Origin of the sequence: Arthrobacter gandavensis, from assembly GCF_015355785.1 — a bacterium.
Classification (GTDB): domain Bacteria; phylum Actinomycetota; class Actinomycetes; order Actinomycetales; family Micrococcaceae; genus Arthrobacter_B; species Arthrobacter_B gandavensis_A.
In genome coordinates, this window is sequence record NZ_JADKYW010000005.1 from 946,172 (window position 1) to 967,632 (window position 21,461).

The following is a 21,461-nucleotide window of genomic DNA, read 5'->3' on the forward strand; positions in this document are numbered from 1 at the left end:
GGTCCGGAGCCCGAAGCGGGCTCCGGGACGCTGTCCAAGACGACTAGGCGCGGACCCGCCCGCGGATTCGGATGGCCGCCGCAAGGGTAAACACCACGGTCATCGCCAGCAGCACAAAGACCACGTAGCAGGCACCCACCTGCCAGTCCCCCACCTGCGCCGTGATGCCGAAGACGCCCTGCAGTTCCTCGATCGCCGCAGGCTGGTCCCCAGTCATGGCGGGCAGTGTTTCTGCGGTCATTTCCTGCCGAACCAGCATGGAGGACTGAAGGAACGGCAGGGCGCTCACGAACTGGCGCACGCCCTCGGGGAAATTGCCAACCGGAATGTAGGACCCGGCGATGAAGCCCAGCACGGTGCCGACGATTGTGGACAGCGCGGAGTAGGCTCCCGGAGTGCGGATAAAGGACACGGCAAACGCGCTGAGGGCAGAGAAGGCGAAGCAGGCCAGCGTCAGGTATCCGCAGATCTTCAGCAGGGGCACGGCGGCCAGGGTCACACCGCTGACCACGAACAGGTACACCAGGCTCACCACCAGCACCAATGCCGTCATGACCATGGAGATCAGCACGGCGGAGAGCAGGTAGCCCAGAATCAGCTTCTCCCGCCGGATCGGCGAGACCAGGAAGTCCTGGAATCGGCCGGACCCGGAGTCCTCCACGAACACCACCATGGCGCCCAGCGCCGTCGTAATGGTGGTGATGCCCAGGATTCCGGCGAACATCCAGCTGTCCACAAAGCCGCGGATCTCGTCCTCCGTGGCCTGCGGGAAGGACTGGCCCAGCCCTTCAGTCTGCAGGTTGCCCAGGAACAGGGTGTACAGCAGGAAGACCACCAGGGCGGAGACGAGGGAGAAGAACACCCCCAGCCGGTCGCGGAAGAAGAGCCGCAGGTTACGGGTGGTGATGTCCAGGACAACGTTCATTTCTCGGCTCCTTCAACCGCCGGGGCGGGGATCCCATGGCCTGTTAGGGCCAGGAAAACGTCGTCCATGGTGCCGTGGCGGAATTCGAAGTCCTGCACGGAGGCCCCGTGCCGGGCCAGGATCTGCCGGGCCGTTTGGGCGGTCTCCACGCCAATGCGTACGACGGCGCCTTCCGCGCTTTCCACGGAGCCGCCCAGTTCCGCCGCCGCCGCCGTGAGGCCTGCCCGGTCCGCCGTCGTAATGGTCAGGATGCTGGAGCTGTACGCGGCGCGCAGCTCCGCGGGGGTGCCGTCGGCGATGATCCGGCCGCTGTCGATGATACAGACCCGGTCCGCTTCCTCCGTTTCCTCCATGTAGTGCGTGGTGAGGAAGACTGTCAGTCCGTGCCGGTCACGGAGGTCATGGATGGTGGACCAGACGATTGCACGGCTGGCCGGGTCCAGCCCGGCCGTGGGCTCATCCAGGAAGATGATGGGCGGTGCGTGCAGCAGTGCCCGGGCAATGTCCACGCGCCGGCGCTGGCCGCCGGAGTAGGTTCCGTAGCGGCGGTCAATGAAGCTGCCCAGCCCAATCAAGTCTGACAGCTCGCTGATGCGCGCCTCGTTGTCCGCGCGGTCCGCGGAGTAGAAGCGCGCACGCACGCGCAGGTTTTCCCGGCCGGTCAGCAGCGGGTCGAGGACGGATTCCTGGAAGACGACGCCGATCCGGGAACGGACGCCCTCACCTGCGGAACGTACGTCATGCCCGCCTACTTCGGCCGAGCCGGAATCGAAGGCGATGGCGGTGGTGAGGCAGCTGATGGTGGTGGACTTTCCTGCCCCGTTGGTGCCCAGGAAAGCGAACACACTTCCGGCTTCCACGTCGAAGGACAGGTCATCCACCGCCGTCTTTGCGCCGTACCTCTTGGTGAGGCCCCGGACCGATATGGCCGGCAGGTTTTTCGTCACTTGATCCTCCAGAAGAGTTCTCCGCCCGGCGCAGCCGGCGGAGGGAGCGCGGAAGGCCCCGAGCGGAAACACTATCCGACTCGGGGCCTTCCGTCCTGACTTGCAGTTTTTCCTGCCGCGGTGAGGCAGTCCCTAGGGGCTGCCAGCCTCCGGGGTCTTGGTGTCACTTGGACTCGGCACCACGGCTGCCGGTGTTGAGGGGGTGGGCTCCGGAGAAGCCGTGGTGGGGGTGGGCTCGGGTGCCGGAGGCTCGACGGTTGGGCGCGGAACCGGAGTGGCCGACGGCTTGGGGGCCGGCTTCTCCTCCTCCTCCTCGGGTTCTTCGGATTTCGTCGGGCTCGGGCTGGGAGTCGGATTCGTCAGGAGATTGCCCGGCGGGTTGGCGAAGGGCTCGCCGGGGTACAGGCTGCCGGCCTGCTGCATGAACTTCGCCCAGGAGGGGGCAGCGATGAGCGAGCCGTCGATTTCGGGGTAGAGGCGGCCGCCAATCTCCAGACCGGACAGGGACTCGTTTCCGGCCTTCCAGTTGCCGATCCAGCTGGCCGTTGCCATTCCCGAGTTGTAGCCGATGAACCAGGTCTGTGACCGGGAGTCATTGGTTCCGGTCTTGCCGGCCATGGGCTGGCCGCCGTAGAACAGCTGCGACCCGGAACCGGACTTCATGACTTCCTGCGTCGCATAGTTCACGCCGCGGGCGGTCTCCTTGGAGATCACCTGTTCGCAGTCGGGTTCCGGCACGTCGTAGGTCTTGCCGTTGGCTGCGGTGACTTCCAGCAGTGCCCGCGGCTCGCAGACGTTGCCCTCGGCCGCGAAGCCGGCGAAGGCCTGCGCCATGGCCATCGGCGAGACGTCTTCCACGCCGCCGATCAGGGCAGACGGGTTGACGGACAGGGATTCTTCCTGCCCGGACGCGCTCTTGCCGTCGTGGATGCCCATGGACTCGGCAATCTCCATGATCCGGCACAGATCCAGCTGCTTGGCGGTGGAGAAGGTGATGGTGTTCAGTGACTGGGCCAGCCCGCGCAGCACGGTGGCGTCTCCATAGTTGGTGTCGCCGTAGTTCTGCGGGGTCCAGCCGTTGGCTGCGCCTTCAACGTAGGCGCCGCCGTCGAGGCAGCTTGCCGTCCAGCGGTCACCCTGCGGATAGGTCTTCTTGCGCCCGTCCAGCTGGGTGCCGAGGGACTTGCCCGCGTCAACCCAGGCCGCAACGGTGAACGGCTTGAAGGTCGAACCGGGCTGGAAGCCGCCAATACCGCCCAGGCTCTTTTCCTTATCCCCGTCCTGGTACTGGTCCACGTTGAAATTCAGCACCGAGTCGCCGGGGTTGTCCCCCGGGGTGAAACGGGTGTTCTGCGCCATGGACAGGATGTTGCCGGTACCCGGCTGCAGGCTGATCATCGAGTGGCCCACCTGGCCGGCGGTGGTGTCCGGGCTGGCAGTGTCGTTGACCGCGTCCTGGGCGGCCTGCTGGACCGCCGGGTCCAGCGTCGTCTTGATCGTCAGGCCGGAGCGGTAGAGGACGGACTCACGCTCGGCCTTGGTGGCACCGAACTCTTCGCTGTTGAGGATCAGGTTCTTCACGTAGTCGCAGAAGTAGGGTGCCTGCTCGGCGGCAACACAGCCCTGCTTGGTGGGCGTGACGTTGAGGTCCAGGCCAGTGGCAACGGCGGCGTCGTACTGCGCCTGGTCAATCTTGCCGTGTTCGAGCATGGTGCCCAGGACCAGGTTGCGGCGCTCCAGCGCCCGCTCGGGATAGGTCTGGGGATCGTAGTAGCCCGGGCCGTTGACCAGACCGGCCAGCAGCGCGGATTCCTGGATGTTCAGGTCCTTGGCGTCCTTGCTGAAGAAGTACTGCGACGCCGCCTGCACACCATAGGTGTTGCCCGTGAAGGGAACGATGTTGAAGTAGCCCTCAAGGATCTCGTCCTTGGTCATCTCGTTTTCTACGGCGATGGCCAGCCGGATTTCCCGAACCTTGTCGGAGACACCCTTGCTGCCGCTGTAGGTGGCTTCTTCCCCGCGTTCATTGGCGGAGTTGATCAGCACGTTCGTGACGAACTGCTGGGTGATGGTGGAGGCGCCGCGGTTGGTTCCGCTGGCCACGTTGCTGGCGATGGCTCCGAAAATGCCCTGCACGTCCACGCCGCCGTGTTCGTAATAGCGGTAGTCCTCGACTGAAAGCAGTGCGTCCACCATGTGCGGGGAGATCTGGTCGAAGGTGACCGGCTGGCGGTTCTCCTCGTACAGCGTGGCGATCAGCGAGTCGTCCGCCGCAACGATCCGGGTGGGCGTGGCCAGCGTGGCTCGCTCCAGGTCCGCGGGCAGTCCGTCGAAGAAGGTGATGGAGGCCGATGCCGCTGATCCGGCTCCTGCGGCCATGGGAACGAACAGCCCTGCAGTGAGCACTCCGCAGAGCACACTGACCCCGAGGAAGGAGAGCAGGCGTCCGAAGGTGGTTGCCGTGGTGAACACGGAGGATTTACGCGCAGCCATGATATGGGAGCATAACGCAGGAACATGGGATTTCTGGTTCTGTTGAGCGGCCGATACCGGACCGCACCGTTGCATCCGGGCGGCAGATAGGGATAATCCACACGCGGCGCACGTGGCAGGACTCACGCCGGGAGATCTCCCGGCGGGCGCCCAACTAATCTGTGCAACCCCATCCCGGCTGCTGTCCGCCACTGCTAGACTCCTGCACACTTCCTTCTGATGCACGGCGGCTCCAGGCAGAGAGCCGAGGGGCATCGGGAGTCCGGAACCATTCCCGGCTGAGGAGAATCATGGCCCGGTTACTCCACGATCTGCGCCGAGCGGGCAGCAGCCTGCGGGCGAACATCGATGCGCGGCGTGGGACGCTTCCGCCGCCTCGGGCCCACCACGACGAAATCCATGCGCGGCTTGAAACTGCCATGGTCTCAGCCCGGGCAGCTGGACGAACCCTTGAGGAACAGGAACGGGTGGCGGGAGAAACGGCCGCCCATTTCGCCTCGGTCGCCGAGGCCTACCGGCTGCGGCGGGAAGCAGTGGAGAAGGTCATGCCTGCCAGCCCTTCCCCGGCCGTCCTGACCCTGGCCGGGACGGCGCGGCGCATGCACTCACTGGCGGCTGACCGCGAGGAAATGGCCGACGCCCATCTCACGGAAATCCGCTCCCGGCGGGAGAAGGTCCACCAGCTGCTGGCAGACCTGGTTAAGGCACAGGCTGAGCTGCGCCTCGCCGTCACCGTGGAGCAGAGCCGGTTAAGGCTGGACGGGCTGGGCGGCCTGTCCGCCGGGATTCCTGCCGGTCCCGGCAACACGTTCGATACAGAGCTGCGCGAAGCCACCCGGCTGGCGCGGGAAGCAGAAGCCCTGGCAGAGCTGAAAGGCGGATGGGCATGAGTGAAGAATCCAGCGTGCGGGTGGGAGTTCCGTATACGCCGCCGCGAACATATTCGGAAAAGGCAGTGAGCCGGCTGGTCTTTACAGCCGCCGCGTTCATCATTTTCGGCGGGTTCAATTTCATCGCCGTGGCGCTTGCCGTCCTCCTGGTGGTCTACCCGCTTCTCATCCTTCGGGAGCGGCTCGTCCTGCGCCCGCGCCGGGAGGAAGCGGAGACCGCCGCCCTGAACGGCGCCGTCGCGCAGTTTTTCCCCGCTGCGCCGACGCTGCAGCGCGAGCAGTGGCGTGAACTGATGACCGCCAGGAAGGGGAAGACCTTCCGCTTCCGGGATGACGTCGGCGGGGAGATGCGCATGGTGCGCACCGGCCGCGCCGCGCTGGCGGGAAACCCGGTGATGGCGGGACAGCCGTGCCGCCCGCACAGCGCCAAACGGACGGAGATTGAAGTGACCGTCCGCCACGGCGACGTGGGGCTGACGGACTTCGACACGATCATGACGGCCTCCGGGCGGGACCCGAACATTGCCCGGGCCATCGCCGAGGTCCGCCGGGGCTACCGGCACGGCCGGGAGTCCGCCTAGCTGAGGTTCATGCCCATCACCGTTCGCACCTGGATGGGTCCGCCGTGGTCCTCGTCGACCGGGGACATGCCCAGTTTCTCCGCTACCCGCCGCGAGGCAGCGTTTTCGGGGTGGATGATGGCAACCAGCCGGGGCTCGAGCAAGGTTTCACGGGCGAAATCCCGGCAGGCCGCAGCAGCTTCCGTCGCGTAGCCGCGGCCCTGCCGGTCGCAGCGGATGTGATAGCCGACTTCCAGCTCGGTCTTCTCGCCGTTGATCCTCTGCCAGGTGAGGCCGCAGTCCCCCAGGAACTCGCCGTCGTGCGTCTCCACGATCCAGAGACCGTAGCCGTGGCGGGCATAGTTTGCCTCGTTCCAGGCGATCCAGGCGGCCGCCTCGTCCCGGGTCTTGGGTGCCGGGTAGTACGCCATGACCTCCTGATCGCCCAGCAGGCCGGCCATGAGGTCAAGGTCCTCCGGTGTCATCTCACGGAACCGGAGTCTGGGGGTGTCCCGGGGCAGCATCCCTCCAGCTTAAACGGGCACGGCGGATTGGCTAGAAGTAACCGTTGTCATTGATGGGCGGGTAGATCTCTTTGGGGATCGGCTGAATGACGTCCCAGTGCTCAACGACCTTTCCGTCTTCGACCCGGAAGATGTCCACGATGGCCCGGCCTTCTTCGCCCGGAACGCGGCGGGAGTGGACGTGCAGCGCCACCAGGTCGCCGTCGGCAATCGCGCGCTTCACTTCATTGCGGCCGTCCGGATAGTTCTCGCGCAGGTAGGTCACAAAACGGCGGAACGCTTCGGGGCCGTCGGCCACCCAGGGGTTGTGCTGGATGTAGGTGTCCCCCAGGTAGGCCATGACGCCCTCGACGTCGCGGTTGTTGTATTTCTCGTAGAAATCGAGGACCAGTTCCTTGTTGTTCACGCTTTATTCCTCCGTGTGATGTGCGTTACGTGGCTGCGGCAAATATAGGCCGAACCGCTCCCCTGACACCCATTGGGAACTTCATACTCGGGCATAAAAAAGTCCCGCCCTCCCCGCTGGGCGGAGAGGGCGGGACCGAACCCTGTGGAGCTTAGGGGAATCGAACCCCTGACCTTTTCATTGCGAACGAAACGCTCTACCAACTGAGCTAAAGCCCCAAAGCCTGAACCGGGCAACCGGCCTTGTCAGGCTACGCCGATTCTATGCACCCGCCTAGTCCGGGGGCAAAATGCCGCACGGTCCTTGAGGGCTTTGCCGGCACTTGGCTAGGCTCGCGGCATGCCCGAGCCGGACCCGGCAAGCCACCGAAAACAAGGAGCACGCGATGAGCCTGATCAAAGACATGCTGACGTCCCACCCGGCAGGGAACTCCACTGTGGACATGGAAGCACTCGCCGCATGTATCGAAGCGTGCTTCGACTGCGTCCAGACCTGCACTGCGTGCGCGGATGCCTGCCTCGGCGAGGACATGCTCGGGGATATGGTCAGCTGCATCCGCACAGACCTGGATTGCGCGGAGGTCTGTGCGGCCACCGGAAAAGTGCTGGCCAGGGCGGGGAAGGACTACGCATCCGCCGTCGAGCTTGTCCGCGCCTGCGCCGCGGCGTGCCGCCGGTGTGCGGGTGAATGTGAGCAGCACGCCGCTGCCCACGACCACTGCCGCATCTGCGCCGAGGCCTGCCACCGCTGCGCTTCTGCGTGCGATGCGCTGCTGCTGACCATCGGTTCGTAGTGCGCCGCCCTATCTCCGCGAGCGCATCCCGCGCATCAGGACCCACGCCAGCGGGGTCATGACCGCGATCAGCGCCACCGGGTTCGGCCGAAACACCGCCGGCCCGCCCTCCTTTCCGGCATAAACCCCAAGCGGCAGGACCAGTCCGCCGCCGCCTCCCCCGCCGTCGCCGTCGGCATCTCCCCCGCCGCCAAAACCGGCCTGGACCAGTGCCACCGGCATCAGGGTCTCGGAGCCGACCTGCACGGGTTCACCGTAGGCGCGAGCCACCGCCATGGCCTTGAAGGACTCCGACAGGCTCGTCACGATATTCACGACGGTCCCCCGGCAGCCAGCATCCCCCGCACGTAGGCGGCCTGGCCCGCATGCTCCAGGCAGTCGGCCAGGGAACTGACGAGCCGGACCCCGAGGGTCACGTGCGGATCCCAGGACGTGTCCACCACCCGGTCCAGATCCTCCGCGGACAGACCGGAGACGAAGTCAATGGTCCGGGCGCTCACGGCGTCGTAGTAACCCTGCAGCACCTCAGCGGACTGCACCTGTACCTTGGCAACCTGCTCGGACGTGTGCCCGTACCCGGTATCCTCGGCCTTCAGCGGGAGGCCCACCCGGTCCACCCAGCCTTCGGCGGTCCACACCTGCTGGTGCCCGGCGACAGCCGCCACCTGGGCGTCCTCCACCCGGGCGAGGTGCCAGACAAGCCAGGAGATGGAGTTCCCGTCCGGGTACGGCCGGTGGTTCAGGTCCTTCGCGCTCAGTCCGTGCACCACCCGCCGCACGGTGGAGGGGAGCCGGCCGAATGCGTCAACTAACAGGTCGCTCGATTCCATACGTACTCCTCCGCAGGTTTGGAAGTGGTTGCACGCCACTGTGCCAGTTCAGCGCCGCAGAGAAAAGGGATGCACGACGCCGGCGGGCCCGGGTTCGGCGCACCCGAAAATAATTTACCGGGAGCGGGGTGGCAGACGGCTCCTTCACTTCTACACTGACCGGATGGAGTGGATCGATGAGCGCCCCACTTGGCTGCCGCCTATCCCGCCCCCGCACCGCGGACGGGCCCGGATCGTGGCGGGGGTGCTGCTGGTCAGCGCCGTGATGATCGCTGTGCTGGTTACGGCCTTCGTGGGCGGAACAATATCGATGTACCTGTGGTGGCCCCTGGCCGGCGGGCTGCTCCTGCTGGGATCCGGCCTGCTGAGCCGCCGCCGCCTTCCCTGACGCCAAACCCGGTCACAGCGCTACGGTCAACCCGATGCGGGCCGCTGCCCCGCGCAACAACCGCGCGTCCAATTCCGCGTCCCGATCCCGTGTCCGGGTCTAAGTTCGGTTAAGCGAACTTGTTTAATCATGCTGCCGAACTTATGGTTTCGGCATGAGTTCCTCCCCTCGTTTCCGCCGGCTGGCAGCGTTGCCGGCCGCCGCACTCTTCCTCGTCCTGACAGCCTGCTCCGGCAGCGCAGGCTCCGGCTCCGGCTCCGGCTCCGGCGACAACAAGCCCGTGGTCCTGACCACCTTCACGGTGCTGGCGGATATTGCCGCGAACGTCGCAGGGGACCACCTCCAGGTCGAATCCATCACCAGGCCCGGCGCCGAAATCCACGGCTATGAGCCCACCCCCGGGGATATCCGCAGGGCTTCGCAGGCAGACCTCATCCTTGACAACGGCATGAACCTCGAGGCCTGGTTCGAGCAGTTCACCGCGGACCTCGAGGTTCCGCGGGTGACGGTGAGCAGCGGCATTAGCCCGGTGAACATCGCCGAGGACGCCTATCGGGGGTTGCCCAATCCGCATGCCTGGATGTCTCCGCTGAACGCGCAGGTCTACGTGGATAACATGGCGGCGGCCTTCGCCGAACTGGATCCGGACAACGCAGAAGCCTTCCGCGCCAATGCCGAGGCCTACAAGCAGGAGCTGCAGGACGTCCAGGACGAGCTGGTCGCTGAACTCGGCGCCCTGCCGGAAAACCAGCGCGCCCTGGTCACGTGTGAAGGCGCGTTCTCCTACCTGGCCCGCGACGCCGGCCTCAGCGAGCGCTACATCTGGGCCGTCAACGCCGAGCAGCAGGCCACCCCGCAGCAGATCGCCGCCGCCATCGAGTTCGTTCGGGAGAACGAGGTTCCCGCAGTCTTCTGCGAGTCCACCGTCTCCGACGCCCCCATGCAGCAGGTGGTCAAGGCCACCGGTACGGCGTTCGGCGGCGTCCTGTATGTCGACTCGCTTTCCGAACAGGGCGGGCCGGTACCCACCTACCTCGACCTGATCCGGCACGACACCCGGACCATCATCAGCGCGCTCACCGGGTCCGGCGGACAGTGACCGCCGCGCTTGAACTGGACTCCGTCACGGTTAGGTACGACGACGTTCCGGCGCTCGACGGCGTCAGCCTCGCCGTCCAGCCGGGCCGGGTCTGCGGGCTGGTAGGCATGAATGGTTCCGGCAAGTCCACGTTGTTCAAGTCCCTCATGGGCCTGGTGAAACCGGACGCCGGAACGGTGAGGCTCAGCGGGCTTGCCCCTGCCAAGGCGCGCAGGTCCGGCCTGGTCGCCTACGTTCCGCAGAGCGAGGCCGTGGACTGGACCTTTCCGGTCAGTGTCCGGGACGTGGTGATGACCGGACGCTACGGACATCTGGGCCCCACCCGCCGGCCGCGCCCCGCCGACCGGAACGCCGTCGCCGACGCGCTGGCGCGGGTGGAACTGACCGATCTGGCAGACCGGCAGATCGGCCGGCTCTCCGGCGGGCAGAAGAAACGTGCCTTCGTGGGCCGCGGCATAGCCCAGGGTGCGTCGGTGCTGCTGCTCGATGAGCCGTTCGCCGGCGTCGACAAGCGTTCCGAGGCAACCATCACCGGCCTGCTTCGTGAACTCGCAGCGGACGGGCGGACCGTCCTGGTGTCCACACACGACCTGCACGCCCTCCCGCAGCTGGCCGACGAGGCGGTACTGCTGATGCGCCGGGTCCTGGCACACGGGTCCCCGGAAGAGGTTCTCCGCCCGGAACAGCTGGCCCGCGCATTCGGGCTGGACGTCCTGGCGGACGGCACACCGGCAACGGCAGCGGAAGCGGAAGGAGCCAACCCGTGATTGACCTGCTGGCCGAACCCCTGGCCTACGACTTCATGCTCCGCGCCCTGGCCACCGCCGTGACCGCATCGGTGGTGTGCGGGGTGCTCTCCTGCTGGCTGGTGCTGATTGGCTGGTCCCTGATGGGCGACGCCGTGTCCCATGCCGTGCTGCCCGGCGTCGTGCTGGCGTACGTGGCGGGTGCGCCGTTAGCGCTGGGTGCGATGCTCTTCGGGTTCCTGGCCGTCGGGTTGATCGGCCTGGTCCGCGATACCAGCCGGATCAAGGAGGATGCCGCGATCGGCATCGTCTTCACCACACTGTTCGCCGCGGGACTGGTGCTGATCTCCGTGACACCTAGCCAGACGGACCTGAACCACATCATCTTCGGCAACCTCCTCGGTGTCAGCTCCGCGGACCTGGCGCAGGTCGCCGTCCTGGCCGGGCTGACCCTGGCCGTGCTGCTGTTCAAGCGCCGCGACTTCACCCTGTACGCGTTCGACCCAACCCAGGCCCACGCCGTCGGTCTCAATCCACGGCTGCTCGGCGCGGCGCTGCTGGGGCTGCTGGCGCTCACCTCCGTGGTCGCCCTGCAGGCCGTGGGCGTCATCCTGGTAGTCGCGATGCTGATCATCCCCGGCTCCACCGCCTACCTGCTCACCGACCGGTTCAGCCGCATGCTGCTGATCGCCCCGGCGCTGGCGGCGGGCTGCGCACTGGCCGGCATTTACGCCAGCTACTACCTGGACACCGCCACCGGCCCTATGGTGGTGCTGGCCCAGGGCGGAGTTTTCACCCTCGCGTACCTTTTCAGCCCACGCCAGGGGGTGCTTGGCCGTGCGGTCACCGCCCGGAAGCGGCGCCGTGCGGCAGCTGCCTGAGCCTATGATGGGCGCATGACTTCTGCGTCCACCGGTTCCGGCTCCCAGTCCCAGACCCTGTCCCGCGGGATCCAGGCACTGGAACTCCTGGCCGAATCGGAGACGCCGCTGACCATCGCCGAGCTCTCCGCCGGCCTGGGCGTGCACCGTTCCATCGCGTACCGGATCCTGCGCACCCTGGAGGCGCATTCGCTGGTGATGCGCGACGACGCGGGCCGGGTTTCAGCCGCCCCCGGACTCGCCGCGCTGGCCCGCGGAGTGTCCCGGGACCTGCAGTCCGCCGCGCTGCCGGAACTCACCGTGCTGGCGAACGAACTGTCCATGACCGCATTCATCGCCGTGTGGGACCAGCACGACTGCGTCACCCTGGTTGCCGTCGAACCCCGGCACAGCCGCACCGCGCTGATCCAGCGCCCGGGCACCCGCCACTCCTTTACCGCGGGCGCACCCGGCATCGCGATCCAGTCCGCGGTCTCCGAGGAGCACTGGAACCGCCTCGCCCCCGGCCAGCCGTACCGGGAAGAAGCCCGGCTGGCCCGCCGCCGCGGCTATGCCACCAGCCACAGCGAAGTGATCGACGGGGTAGGCTCGGTGGCCGTTCCGGTACAGGTGCCCGGCCAGCTCCCGGCGTCCCTGTCAGTTGTCTATTTCGGCACCGGGAAGGACGATGCCGGTATTGGCGCCCGGTTGATCGAAAGCGTGCAGCAGATCGAGGCGCAGCTGCACTAGGTTTCGCCGGCTTTCGCTCCGGTTTGCAACATCTGCTCCGCGGCGCCGCGGAACGATCGCCCATAGCGGAGCGATTCCGTCCCCCATAGGGTTAGGCAAGTCTTCTCTTGCTGGAAACTGGGACGGAAGAGGCCTAAAACGAAAGCATGGCCTCTTCTGAAGCGTCTCCGAAAACGGCGGCTTCCCGCCTGACATCCGCGGTCCGGAATTATCCGGTGGTCGCGGCTACCGTGCTGGTGCTCGCCGTCGTCCTGATCCTGTGGGGAACCGGGGCCTCCGGCCCGGCACAGTGGATTGCCACCCTCTACACCCTTGGGATCGTAGGCATCACCGGTTACGGCATGGTGCAGGACATCAAGCGGGGCCACTGGGGCCTGGACATCCTGGCCGTCATCGCCATGCTCGCCACCATTGCCGTTGGTGAATACCTGGCATCGCTGATCATCGTGCTGATGCTCTCCGGCGGCGAGGCGCTGGAGGACTACGCGGCCGGCCGGGCCAAGGGCGAACTCGATGCCCTGCTGGATCGCGCCCCGCAGATAGCACACCGGCTGCCGTCCGGGGCGGACACCGGGGGTAACGAAGCCTCCGGCAAACCCGCGGCCGAGCTGGCCGAGGACATTCCGGCCACCGAGGTGTCAGTGGGCGACGTGCTGCTGATCAAGCCGGCCGAAGTGGTGCCTGTGGACGGTGTGCTGCTCTCCCCCGCGGCGGCTTTCGATGAATCGTCCCTGACCGGTGAATCAATTCCGGTCTCCCGGTCCGAGGGGGACACGGTGATGAGCGGGTCGGTCAACGGAACGCACGCGGTGCGCATCCAGGCCACGGCGACGACGGCGGACAGCCAGTACCAGCGCATCGTCGCCCTGGTGCAGGAAGCCTCGGAGTCCCGGGCGCCGGTGGTGCGGCTGGCGGACCGTTTCGCCGTCCCCTTCACGATTGTCTCGCTGCTGATCGCCGGGGTGGCGTGGGCGGTGTCCGGTGATCCCGTGCGGTTCGCCGAGGTGCTGGTGCTCGCCACCCCGTGCCCGCTGCTGATCGCGGCACCGGTGGCGTTCATGGGCGGAATGAGCCGCTGCGCGCGGCACGGCATCATCGTCAAGGGCGGGGCCACGCTGGAACAGCTCGCCGCGGCCCGCAGCGCCGCGTTCGACAAGACGGGAACACTCACCTACGGCCGGCCGGAGCTGGTCTCGGTGAACCCGGTCAACGGCTTCACAGCCAACGAGCTGCTAGGACTGGCCGCATCTGCGGAGCAGTACTCCTCCCACGTGCTCGCCGCGTCCGTGCTGGCTTCCGCCGCGGAGCGCGGCCTGCCGGTCCAGCCGGCGGAGACCGCCCAGGAGGTGGCGACCAACGGCGTCGAAGCCTTCATTGCCGGACGGACCGTGCGCGTTGGCAAGCGCCGGTTCATTGAGGAAGTGGACGGCTCAACGCAGGCCGTGGACCTAGCTCCGGGTCAGATGGTGGTGTACCTCAGCGTGGACGGGCGCTTCGCCGGCACCCTGATCCTGAGCGACACGGCCCGCGACAACGCCGCAGCCACCCTGGAGCGGCTGCGCGGACTGGGAATCCAGGAGACCGTGATGCTCACCGGCGACGGCATGGCCACCGCGGAGAGCATGGGCCGCACGGTGGGAATCTCCTCGGTGCGTGCCGAACTGCTGCCGGAGGACAAGGTGAAGGCCGTCGCCGAGCTGCCGCTGCGCCCGGTGATTATGGTGGGCGACGGCGTCAATGACGCGCCCGTACTGGCGGCCGCCGACGTCGGCATCGCCATGGGTGCCCGCGGGTCGACCGCCGCCAGCGAATCGGCAGACGCCGTGATCGTCGCCGATGACATCTCCAAGGTCGCCACCGCGATGGACATCAGCAGGCGGACCATGCGGGTGGCCCTGGGCAGCATCTGGCTGGGCATCGTCCTCAGCGTGGTGCTGATGCTGGTGGCTGCATTCGGGTTCATTCCGGCCGTGGCCGGCGCGCTCACCCAGGAGCTCGTGGACCTGGCTACCATCCTCAATGCCCTGCGCGCCCTGCACGGGAAGACCTTCTTCCGGCGCAGCACCAAACCCGCCGCCGCTGCCCCGGCTACGGTGGCGGGCCCGGTGTAGCTCGTGGCGAGCACCGGAGCTGACATTCAGCGCGCACTGGACGCGGCCGCCGGATTGCAGGATGCCAGGGCCGGAGACAGTCATGAACGCAGACCGACGCCGCCTGGCCACGAAGCCCTGCTGAGGACACCGGGCTGCTCTGGCGGCACCGGTTCTCCGGCAGTACATTTGCCGGCAGACCGGAGGAGGACGGCATGGCTGAAACAGCTCAGTTCAAGAAGATCATTGTGGGAGTAGATGGCTCGGACAGCTCTGTCCAGGCGCTTCTTCAAGCCCAGGCACTCGCCGTGCCGCTGGACGTGCCGGTCGAAGCGGTCACGTGCTGGGAAATCCCGCAGCTGTACGACCGGTATGTTGTCCTGCAGGCGGAAGACTTCCGGGAAGGCGCTGAAAAAGTGCAGCGGGATGCCCTTGCCAAGGCGTTCGGCAACCAGGTGCCCCACAACGTCACGGCCCGCCTGATCCACGGCAATCCCAAAGCAGCGCTCATCGGGGAAAGCAAAAACGCCTCCATGCTGGTTCTCGGGCGGCGCGGCCGCGGCCGCTTCGCCGGCCACCTGTTTGGTTCCGTGAGCTCCTACCTGGTGGGCCACGCCGCATGCCCGGTGCTGGTGGTACAGCCTCCGGGTGCCGGAGAGGTAACCTCCGCCTGATCCATTGAACGCTGACGGCGGCCGCAGCGGCGTCATAATGTACTCCTTCATTGAAGGGCTGTTCCGGGCCCGAATACGATGGCGGATCATCGTTTGAATACCCACCGCCACAGATCCGGGAACTGACAATGTCTGCACTGATTGCGCCTGAGGGCCTGCCCCGCCCCGTTGTTTCCGCCGACGACGCCGTCCGGCTGGCCGGGGATTTCTATGGCCTGGACGTGGCCGGCATCAAGGAACTGGGTAGCCAGCAGGACCGCAACTTCCGGCTGACCGCCGCAGACGGGTCGAACGTGCTGCTGAAAATCAGCAATCCGGCTTTCTCCCGCGCCGAGATCGAGGCGCAGAACGCCGCCATGGAATGCCTCACCGCAGCCGGGTTCAGCACCCCGCTTCCGCTGGCCTCCGTCAGCGGCAAACTGGTGGAAACCGCCGTGCTGGACGGGCGGGAGCACTGCCTGCGCCTGCTGAGCTACGTCGAGGGAACACCGGTCATCGACCGGCCGCACCTGGGACCGGCCCTGCGGTCCGCTCTGGGCGATTGGCTGGGCCGGGCCAGCGCTGCGCTGGCCGGGCTGGACAGCCCCGGGCTGGACCGGTTCCTGCAGTGGGATTTGCGGCACGGCGAGGACGTGGTGGCTGCGCTGCTGTCCTTCGTCCGCGAGGAGTGGAAGCGGGACCTGCTGCTGCAGACACTGGAGCGCATCAGTGCTTCCCTGGCGCCGCTAAAGGACCGGCTGCCGGTGCAGGCCGTGCACGGCGACCTGACGGATGACAACATCGTCGGCACTGCCGGACCACACGGGGATGTGGAACTGGCCGGCATCATCGACTTCAGCGACGCGATGTACAGCTGGCGGGTGGCCGAACTGGCCGTCGGCTGCTCCGCCCTTTTCCATCATGACCCGGCCAGTCCGCTGACCGTGCTGCCCATGATCCGCGCCTTCCACGCGCAGGCACCGCTGTCCGACGCCGAGGTGCGGGCACTATGGCCGCTGATCGTGCTGCGGGGTGCGGTGCTGGCGGTCAGCGGCGAACACCAGGTCACCATCGACGCCGGAAACGACTACGCCTCCGACGCCCTGGACCGGGAATGGGCCATGTTCGAGGTCCCGGCCCGCTATGACTGGAACGCTGCCGAGGCGTCCATTCGGATGGCGCTGGGGATGGAGCTGGCCGCCCCGGCCGACACCTCGGCCTGGCTGCCGCTGCTGCCCGAACTGCCTGCTCCGGTCCCGGTGGACTTCAGCTGGGACAGCGAGGAGTTCCGCAACGGGTCCTGGCTCGACGGCCCAGCCGAAGAAGAGCGCATCCTCGCCGATGCGTCTGCCGCGGGTGCCGCGCTGACCCGCTTCGGCGAAGCCCGCCTCACCCGCGCCGCTGCCAACGATGCCGAGCGACCATGGCCCTCGCCGTCGAACTCCGTGCCGGCTCGCCGGCGGCCGTCCACGCCCCGTTTTCCGGAACCCTGGCCGCCCCGGACGGAACTGTCCGGCTGGAAGGCGCTGACGCCGCCGTCGTGCTTTCCGGCCTCCGGCTGGACGCGCAAGACGGGCCGGTAGACGCCGGCGCCCGGCTTGGAACCGCGGACCGGCTGACCGTGTGGGTGCAGCTGCCGGGGGCTTATCCCGCGCCCGGAACGCCGCCGCGGTTCGTCAAGGCGTCCGAGTTCCCCGGCTTCTCCGCGGGGTTCCTGGATCCGTCGCCGCTGTTCGGCCTCCGTGCGGCCGCACCCGCCGCGGACGAGTCCCTGCTGGAGCGCCGGACGCACGCCTACGATGCCCTGCAGTCGCACTACTATGACGCCCCGCCGAGGATCGAGCGCGGCTGGAAAGAGCACCTGATCAGCACCTCGGGCCGGCACTACCTGGACATGGTGAACAACGTGACCGCGCTGGGCCACGGGCACCCGGTGGTTGCGGAGACCGCAGCACGGCAGTGGCGGCGGCTGAACACGAACTCGCGGTTCCACTACGCCTCCGTGGCCGAGCTGTCCGAGCGGCTGCTGGCCAAGGTTCCGGAGACTTTCGATACGGTGCTGCTGGTCAACAGCGGTTCCGAGGCCGTGGAACTGGCGCTGCGGCTGGCCAAGGCGTTTACCGGCCGAGCGGACGTACTGTGCGTGCACGAGTCCTACCACGGCTGGTCATTGGGCGCCGACGCAGTTTCCACCTCCGTCTCGGACAATCCGCGGGCGCTTGAAACCCGGCCGGACTGGGTCCACATCGCCGACGCGCCAAACGCCTACCGCGGCCGCCACCGCGGCGAGGGCGCGGGTGCGGCCTACGCCGCCGACGTCGTACGCCAGCTGCGGCAGCTAAACGACGCCGGTACTCCGGTTGGCACGTTCATCGCCGAGCCGCGCAACGGCAACGCCGGAGCGATCGGCACGCCGCCGGGTTACCTGCAGCAGGTGTACGCCGCGGTCCGGGCGCAGGGCGGGGTGAACATCTGCGACGAGGTACAGATGGGCTACGGACGACTCGGCAGGCACTTCTGGGGCTTCGAAGAACACGGCGTGCTGCCGGACATCATCACCATGGCCAAGGCGATGGGCAACGGACATCCGCTCGGCGCGGTGATCACCCGGAAAGAAATCGCCGCCGCCCTGGCCGATGAGGGCTCGTTCTTCTCCTCCGGCGGCGGCAGCACGCTCAGCAGCCGGATCGGCGTCACGGTGCTGGACGTGATCGAGAAGGAGCGGCTGCAGGAAAACGCCGACGCCGTGGGGCAGCTGCTCACCGACGGGTTCCGCGAACTGATGGCCCGGCATGCCCTGATCGGTGCGGTGCACGGCATGGGCCTGTACCAGGGCGTGGAGTTCGTCCGGGACCGGCAGACGCTGGAACCGGCCACCGAGGAGACCCGTGCAATCTGCGAGCGCATGCTGGAGCTCGGGGTGATTGTGCTGCCCACCGGGGACCGGCAGAACATCCTCAAGGTGAAGCCGCCGCTGTGCTTCACGTCGGAGAGCGCGCTGTTCTTCCTGTCCATGCTGGACCGGGTGCTGACCGAAGGCTGGTGAGCCCGCCCGGGCCGCCAAAACGCGTACTGTACGCTGTCCAATTATCAGGTCACCGTGGACCAGCCGCCGTTCCCAGAACGCCTGGCAGCTGGACTGCCAGATTCCGGGAGGCACCATGCGCTTGAAAAACCTCGCCGCCGTCGGCGCCGCGGCCCTGCTGCTGGGCGGCTGTTCCCAGGCCGCCCCGACGGAGCAGCTTCCACCGGTACAGGACCGGCTGCCCGTCCACCCCGCCCCGGAGACGGGACTGGGTGCCATTGAGGGCTTCTCCTCCTCCGGTGTAACGTCCACCTTCGTCTCCGAGGGCCAGACGGTCGCCGCGTATCTTGCCTGCGGGTCCGAGGGCGCGTCCCAAACTGAGGGTGAACTGCGCCTGCGGGTGACCGGGCAGGAGGCCCGCACGGTGCCCTGCGGCACCACGGAAAACCCCACCCGCACGCTCTTTGACAACTTCCCGCGGGGCTCCGAGTTTGATGTCACCGTCGAGTCCGTGGATGAGCCGCTGTCCTTTGCGCTCGTCCTCACCGACGCCACCCGCTAGGGCCGCCATACTGGAGGCATGCGCGCGACGACGGTCCTGGTGGAAGGCGAAAGCGACCGGCTGGCACTCCAGGTACTCGCCGGCCACTCCGGCCTTGACCCCGCGGCGGAAAACATCACCGTGGTGCCGATGGGCGGCGTCACCAACATCGCCCGGTTCCTGGCCCGGTACGGGCCCGACGGCGCCGGCCACCGGCTGCTCGGGCTCTGCGACGAAGCTGAGGCCTGGTACGTCCGGCGGGCGTTGGACCGGGCGGGCATCGGCTCCGGAGACCTGCCGGGGCGGGGGTTCCAGGTCTGCCGGACGGACCTCGAAGACGAGCTGATCCGGGCACTCGGTGCCGGCGTCGTAGTGGACATCATTGCCGCTGAGGGCGAGCTTGGGTCCTTCCGGCTCCTGCAGCGCCAGCCTTCGCTCAGGAAGCTGACCGTGGAGGAGCAGCTGCACCGCTTCCTGGCCGGCCGGTCCGGCAACAAGATCCGCTACGCACCGCTGCTGGTGGGCGCCCTGGCTCCGGCGGACGTTCCGGACCCCTTGGCCCGCCTTGCGGCGGCATGTCGGTCCGCCGAAGACTGACTCTGCACCCTAGGCTGTCCGGATGCCTTCCAGATCCCGGACCCCCAGCCGGCTGCCGCTGGTGGCGGTGCTATTCCAGGCCGGAGCCCTGACAGTCCTCGCAGCCGGAGTGCACAACCTGGATTTCTTCATTTACCGGGCAGGCGCACGAGCCTTCCTGGGCATGGACGGGACCACGGCTCTCTACGATGCGCAACTGTGGCAGGTTCGGGAAGACTTCTGGCTGCCGTTCACGTACCCGCCATTCGCCGTCGTATTCTTCCTGCCCTATGCCGTGCTCCCTTCTGCCCTTGGGGCCGCGGCGCACACGGCGTTCCTCACCGCTTGCCTGATCGCCGTCTCCCTGCTGATTGCTCGGCACGCGCCGGCAATCAGGCACCGCCTGCAGGTGCTGCCTCCGGGACGGGGGACTTTGGCCGCGGGGGCGATGGTGGTTCTGACCGGCCTGTCAGCGCCGTGGCGCGAAGGCCTGTCCTTCGGCCAGGTCAATGCCGTACTGATGCTTGTCATCCTGTGGGACCTGCTTGAACGGCACAGGTTCCTGCCACGAGGCCTGCTCACCGGACTGGCTGCCGGAGTGAAGCTGACTCCACTGGCCATGGGCCTTTTCTTCGCCGCCCAAAAGGACTGGAAGGCTGTTCTCTGGCTTGGCATCGGGTTTTTCGGATCCGTCGCCGCCGGCTTCGCCCTGACACTGCAGGGATCCGTGCGCTACTGGACGGAAGCGCTGTTCTCCACCACCCGGGTGGGGAACGACGACGATATGTACAGCCTCACGCTGCGGGCCTTCACCCAGCGGCTGGGGCTCTCCGACGGCTCTGCGGCGGCTCTCTGGGCAGTGCTTTCCCTTGCCGCCGCCTGCGGAGGGTACGCCGCCATCCGAAAACTGCTTGCCGCGCAGGACCGGCTCTCCGCCGTCGGCATCGCAGCCCTGGTCATGCTGGTGATTTCACCGATCAGCTGGTTCCACCACTGGGTGTGGTTTGTCCTGCTGGTTCCTGCGCTAGTGTTCCCGCCAGGTGTATCCCGGCGGCGCAAGCGGCGGCTGTGGTGCGGGGCCGGCTCGCTGTATCTGCTGTTCCTGTTTTCGTCGCTGACGCTGAGTCTGGCCCAGTCCGGGACTATCCGGGGGTGGGGGCCATGGTGGCTGGAACTGGTTTCCTCCGTCTGGATGTTCGCGGCAATCGCCGCGGCCGGAGTCATTACCGTCAATGCCGCCAGGGCGGTGCGCGGAGGAGCAGGAGCCAGTTCGGCGGCGGACGTGCAGGGTTCGGCTACGTAGGCCTAAGGACGCTTTCGGCGGCCCGACCAGCGGGCACCCGAGCCCTCCTCCGCCGCCTGGTCCTGCGGATTAAGGATCCCGCAGGCAGTCATCGAGAGACAGCCGCAGCCGATGCAGTCTTCCAGGGACATCCGGAGGTCCTCCAGCTCCGCGATCCGCTGGTCGATCCGCTCTGTCCACGGCTGTACTGCGGCACGAGCTGTGGCCGGTATCCTCCCTTTCCCGGAGCCGCGGGAAGCGCCCGGCTGTTCCTGCAGCGGGCAAAAACGGCTAGCGTAGCCAGCATTCGGTCTCCGGCGGTGGATCCGGCACCCCCGGATGCCAGGCGAAAGAAGGTCCAGTCATGAGCACGCAGCGGGAACTGGTGAGCAAGTACCTGGATGGCTTCCGGCGCAGTGACCATCAGGCGATCCTCGCCTGCCTGACGGACGACGTCGTGTGGCGCATCCACGGGTCTCGCACCGCCCGCGGCAAGGCAGAGTTCGACGCCGAGATCGGCGAGCCGGGCTTCGAGGGTTCTCCGGACCTCACCATGGAACGCATGGTCACCGAGGGCAACACCACCGCCATTACCGGCGCCGGCCACGGCGTACACCGGACCATCGGCCCGGTCTTCTTCAACTACTGCGATGTGATCACGTTCCGGGACGGGTTGATCAGCGAAGTCGACTCTTACATCGTGCCCGTCGCCTAGGCGCTGATCGTCAGGGGAGGCTGGATCAGCCGCGCATCCCCGCCAGCATGCTGTTGCGTCCAAGCCCTTTGTCTGTCTCCAGGATGTACTGGATGGGGATGGGGCCGGTTGCTGTCACTCCGGTGAACACGTTTTCCCTGCGCCGTATTCCGGTGCCGATGCCGTCGCTCCGCACCATCCGGGAAAAGGTGGGGGCTGCCACTGTGGTGCCGTCGTTGTGCTCACACCAAATGATGTACATGCCGTAGAGATCCGCGACGGGGAGGACGTCGCTGTCGTCGAGGTCCCGGACGGTGCATTCGGCGAGGAACTGCCGAACCTGCTGCGTATTCGTATCCATGATTCTCAGCTCTGAAACGTTGTGCGGG

24 protein-coding genes and 1 tRNA gene are annotated in these 21,461 nt (G+C 67.1%); 16 read left to right on the plus strand and 9 right to left on the minus strand.

The window, feature by feature from the left end:
• Positions 1–43: 43 nt before the first annotated feature.
• From ITX31_RS09560 to ITX31_RS09570, 3 genes are all read right to left on the minus strand, one after another.
• Positions 44–925: an ABC transporter permease gene (locus ITX31_RS09560; protein WP_194783151.1), complete on the minus strand. Its 882-nt coding sequence runs from the start codon at positions 923–925 to the stop codon at positions 44–46.
• Positions 922–1,872 carry an ABC transporter ATP-binding protein gene (locus ITX31_RS09565; protein ID WP_323745631.1) on the minus strand — a complete coding sequence of 317 codons (951 nt, stop codon included), beginning with the start codon at positions 1,870–1,872 and terminating at the stop codon, positions 922–924. The genes ITX31_RS09560 and ITX31_RS09565 overlap by 4 nt, the downstream gene beginning before the upstream one ends.
• 132 nt (positions 1,873–2,004) lie before the next feature.
• Positions 2,005–4,365, minus strand: a complete 2,361-nt coding sequence (locus tag ITX31_RS09570; RefSeq protein ID WP_194783152.1) for a transglycosylase domain-containing protein — start codon at positions 4,363–4,365, stop codon at positions 2,005–2,007.
• Between the two features lie 290 nt (positions 4,366–4,655).
• Between ITX31_RS09570 and ITX31_RS09575 the strand changes: the two genes are divergently transcribed.
• Together ITX31_RS09575 and ITX31_RS09580 are read left to right on the plus strand one after the other, a co-directional pair.
• Positions 4,656–5,255 (plus strand): hypothetical protein, encoded by a 600-nt coding sequence (locus ITX31_RS09575; protein ID WP_194783153.1) that lies wholly within the window; start codon positions 4,656–4,658, stop codon positions 5,253–5,255.
• Positions 5,252–5,836 (plus strand): hypothetical protein, encoded by a 585-nt coding sequence (locus ITX31_RS09580; protein ID WP_194783154.1) that lies wholly within the window; start codon positions 5,252–5,254, stop codon positions 5,834–5,836. Before ITX31_RS09575 ends, ITX31_RS09580 begins: the two co-directional genes overlap by 4 nt.
• On the opposite strand, the gene ITX31_RS09585 is transcribed toward ITX31_RS09580, so the two are convergent.
• The 3 genes from ITX31_RS09585 to ITX31_RS09595 form a co-directional block, all read right to left on the minus strand.
• Positions 5,833–6,339, minus strand: a complete 507-nt coding sequence (locus ITX31_RS09585) for a GNAT family N-acetyltransferase (RefSeq protein WP_194783155.1) — start codon at positions 6,337–6,339, stop codon at positions 5,833–5,835. The genes ITX31_RS09580 and ITX31_RS09585 overlap by 4 nt on opposite strands.
• A gap of 31 nt (positions 6,340–6,370) precedes the next feature.
• Positions 6,371–6,745: a nuclear transport factor 2 family protein gene (locus ITX31_RS09590; protein ID WP_152225587.1), complete on the minus strand. Its 375-nt coding sequence runs from the start codon at positions 6,743–6,745 to the stop codon at positions 6,371–6,373.
• Positions 6,746–6,890: 145 nt separating this feature from the next.
• Positions 6,891–6,963, minus strand: a tRNA-Ala gene (locus ITX31_RS09595).
• A gap of 167 nt (positions 6,964–7,130) precedes the next feature.
• Here ITX31_RS09595 and ITX31_RS09600 point away from each other — a divergent pair.
• Positions 7,131–7,538, plus strand: a complete 408-nt coding sequence (locus ITX31_RS09600; protein ID WP_194783156.1) for a four-helix bundle copper-binding protein — start codon at positions 7,131–7,133, stop codon at positions 7,536–7,538.
• Between the two features lie 9 nt (positions 7,539–7,547).
• Here ITX31_RS09600 and ITX31_RS09605 read toward each other — a convergent pair whose 3' ends face one another.
• Positions 7,548–7,844 carry a hypothetical protein gene (locus ITX31_RS09605; RefSeq protein ID WP_323745632.1) on the minus strand — a complete coding sequence of 99 codons (297 nt, stop codon included), beginning with the start codon at positions 7,842–7,844 and terminating at the stop codon, positions 7,548–7,550.
• A 5-nt stretch (positions 7,845–7,849) separates the two neighbouring features.
• Complete coding sequence (locus tag ITX31_RS09610; RefSeq protein ID WP_194783157.1) at positions 7,850–8,368, minus strand: mycothiol transferase; 519 nt, start codon at positions 8,366–8,368, stop codon at positions 7,850–7,852.
• Positions 8,369–8,531: 163 nt separating this feature from the next.
• Between ITX31_RS09610 and ITX31_RS09615 the strand changes: the two genes are divergently transcribed.
• The 13 genes from ITX31_RS09615 (at position 8,532) to ITX31_RS09670 (ending at position 21,093) form a co-directional block, all read left to right on the plus strand.
• Positions 8,532–8,756 carry a hypothetical protein gene (locus ITX31_RS09615; RefSeq protein ID WP_152225581.1) on the plus strand — a complete coding sequence of 75 codons (225 nt, stop codon included), beginning with the start codon at positions 8,532–8,534 and terminating at the stop codon, positions 8,754–8,756.
• Between the two features lie 154 nt (positions 8,757–8,910).
• A complete protein-coding gene (locus tag ITX31_RS09620) occupies positions 8,911–9,855 on the plus strand; it encodes a metal ABC transporter substrate-binding protein (RefSeq protein WP_194783158.1) in 945 nt (314 codons plus the stop codon).
• Positions 9,852–10,622, plus strand: a complete 771-nt coding sequence (locus ITX31_RS09625) for a metal ABC transporter ATP-binding protein (protein WP_194783159.1) — start codon at positions 9,852–9,854, stop codon at positions 10,620–10,622. The genes ITX31_RS09620 and ITX31_RS09625 overlap by 4 nt, the downstream gene beginning before the upstream one ends.
• A 35-nt stretch (positions 10,623–10,657) precedes the next feature.
• Positions 10,658–11,482, plus strand: a complete 825-nt coding sequence (locus tag ITX31_RS09630; protein WP_194783607.1) for a metal ABC transporter permease — start codon at positions 10,658–10,660, stop codon at positions 11,480–11,482.
• 15 nt (positions 11,483–11,497) lie between these two features.
• Positions 11,498–12,211, plus strand: coding sequence for an IclR family transcriptional regulator (locus ITX31_RS09635; RefSeq protein WP_194783160.1), 714 nt, complete (start codon positions 11,498–11,500; stop codon positions 12,209–12,211).
• Positions 12,212–12,357: 146 nt separating this feature from the next.
• Positions 12,358–14,322: a heavy metal translocating P-type ATPase gene (locus ITX31_RS09640; protein ID WP_194783161.1), complete on the plus strand. Its 1,965-nt coding sequence runs from the start codon at positions 12,358–12,360 to the stop codon at positions 14,320–14,322.
• Between the two features lie 194 nt (positions 14,323–14,516).
• A complete protein-coding gene (locus tag ITX31_RS09645; protein ID WP_194783162.1) occupies positions 14,517–14,975 on the plus strand; it encodes a universal stress protein in 459 nt (152 codons plus the stop codon).
• A 128-nt stretch (positions 14,976–15,103) separates the two neighbouring features.
• Positions 15,104–16,537: a phosphotransferase gene (locus tag ITX31_RS15835; protein WP_228529123.1), complete on the plus strand. Its 1,434-nt coding sequence runs from the start codon at positions 15,104–15,106 to the stop codon at positions 16,535–16,537.
• Positions 16,538–16,848: 311 nt separating this feature from the next.
• Positions 16,849–18,000, plus strand: a complete 1,152-nt coding sequence (locus tag ITX31_RS15840; RefSeq protein WP_267240603.1) for an aminotransferase class III-fold pyridoxal phosphate-dependent enzyme — start codon at positions 16,849–16,851, stop codon at positions 17,998–18,000.
• A 115-nt stretch (positions 18,001–18,115) separates the two neighbouring features.
• The gene (locus ITX31_RS09655; protein ID WP_194783163.1) at positions 18,116–18,541 is read left to right on the plus strand and encodes a hypothetical protein; all 426 of its coding nucleotides are present in this window, start codon (positions 18,116–18,118) and stop codon (positions 18,539–18,541) included.
• An 18-nt stretch (positions 18,542–18,559) separates the two neighbouring features.
• Complete coding sequence (locus tag ITX31_RS09660) at positions 18,560–19,117, plus strand: TOPRIM nucleotidyl transferase/hydrolase domain-containing protein (protein WP_194783164.1); 558 nt, start codon at positions 18,560–18,562, stop codon at positions 19,115–19,117.
• Between the two features lie 22 nt (positions 19,118–19,139).
• Positions 19,140–20,399 carry a glycosyltransferase 87 family protein gene (locus ITX31_RS09665; RefSeq protein WP_194783165.1) on the plus strand — a complete coding sequence of 420 codons (1,260 nt, stop codon included), beginning with the start codon at positions 19,140–19,142 and terminating at the stop codon, positions 20,397–20,399.
• Positions 20,400–20,742: 343 nt separating this feature from the next.
• A complete protein-coding gene (locus ITX31_RS09670) occupies positions 20,743–21,093 on the plus strand; it encodes a nuclear transport factor 2 family protein (RefSeq protein ID WP_194783166.1) in 351 nt (116 codons plus the stop codon).
• Between the two features lie 25 nt (positions 21,094–21,118).
• Here ITX31_RS09670 and ITX31_RS09675 read toward each other — a convergent pair whose 3' ends face one another.
• The gene (locus ITX31_RS09675; protein WP_194783167.1) at positions 21,119–21,433 is read right to left on the minus strand and encodes a primase-like DNA-binding domain-containing protein; all 315 of its coding nucleotides are present in this window, start codon (positions 21,431–21,433) and stop codon (positions 21,119–21,121) included.
• Positions 21,434–21,461 lie beyond the last annotated feature (28 nt).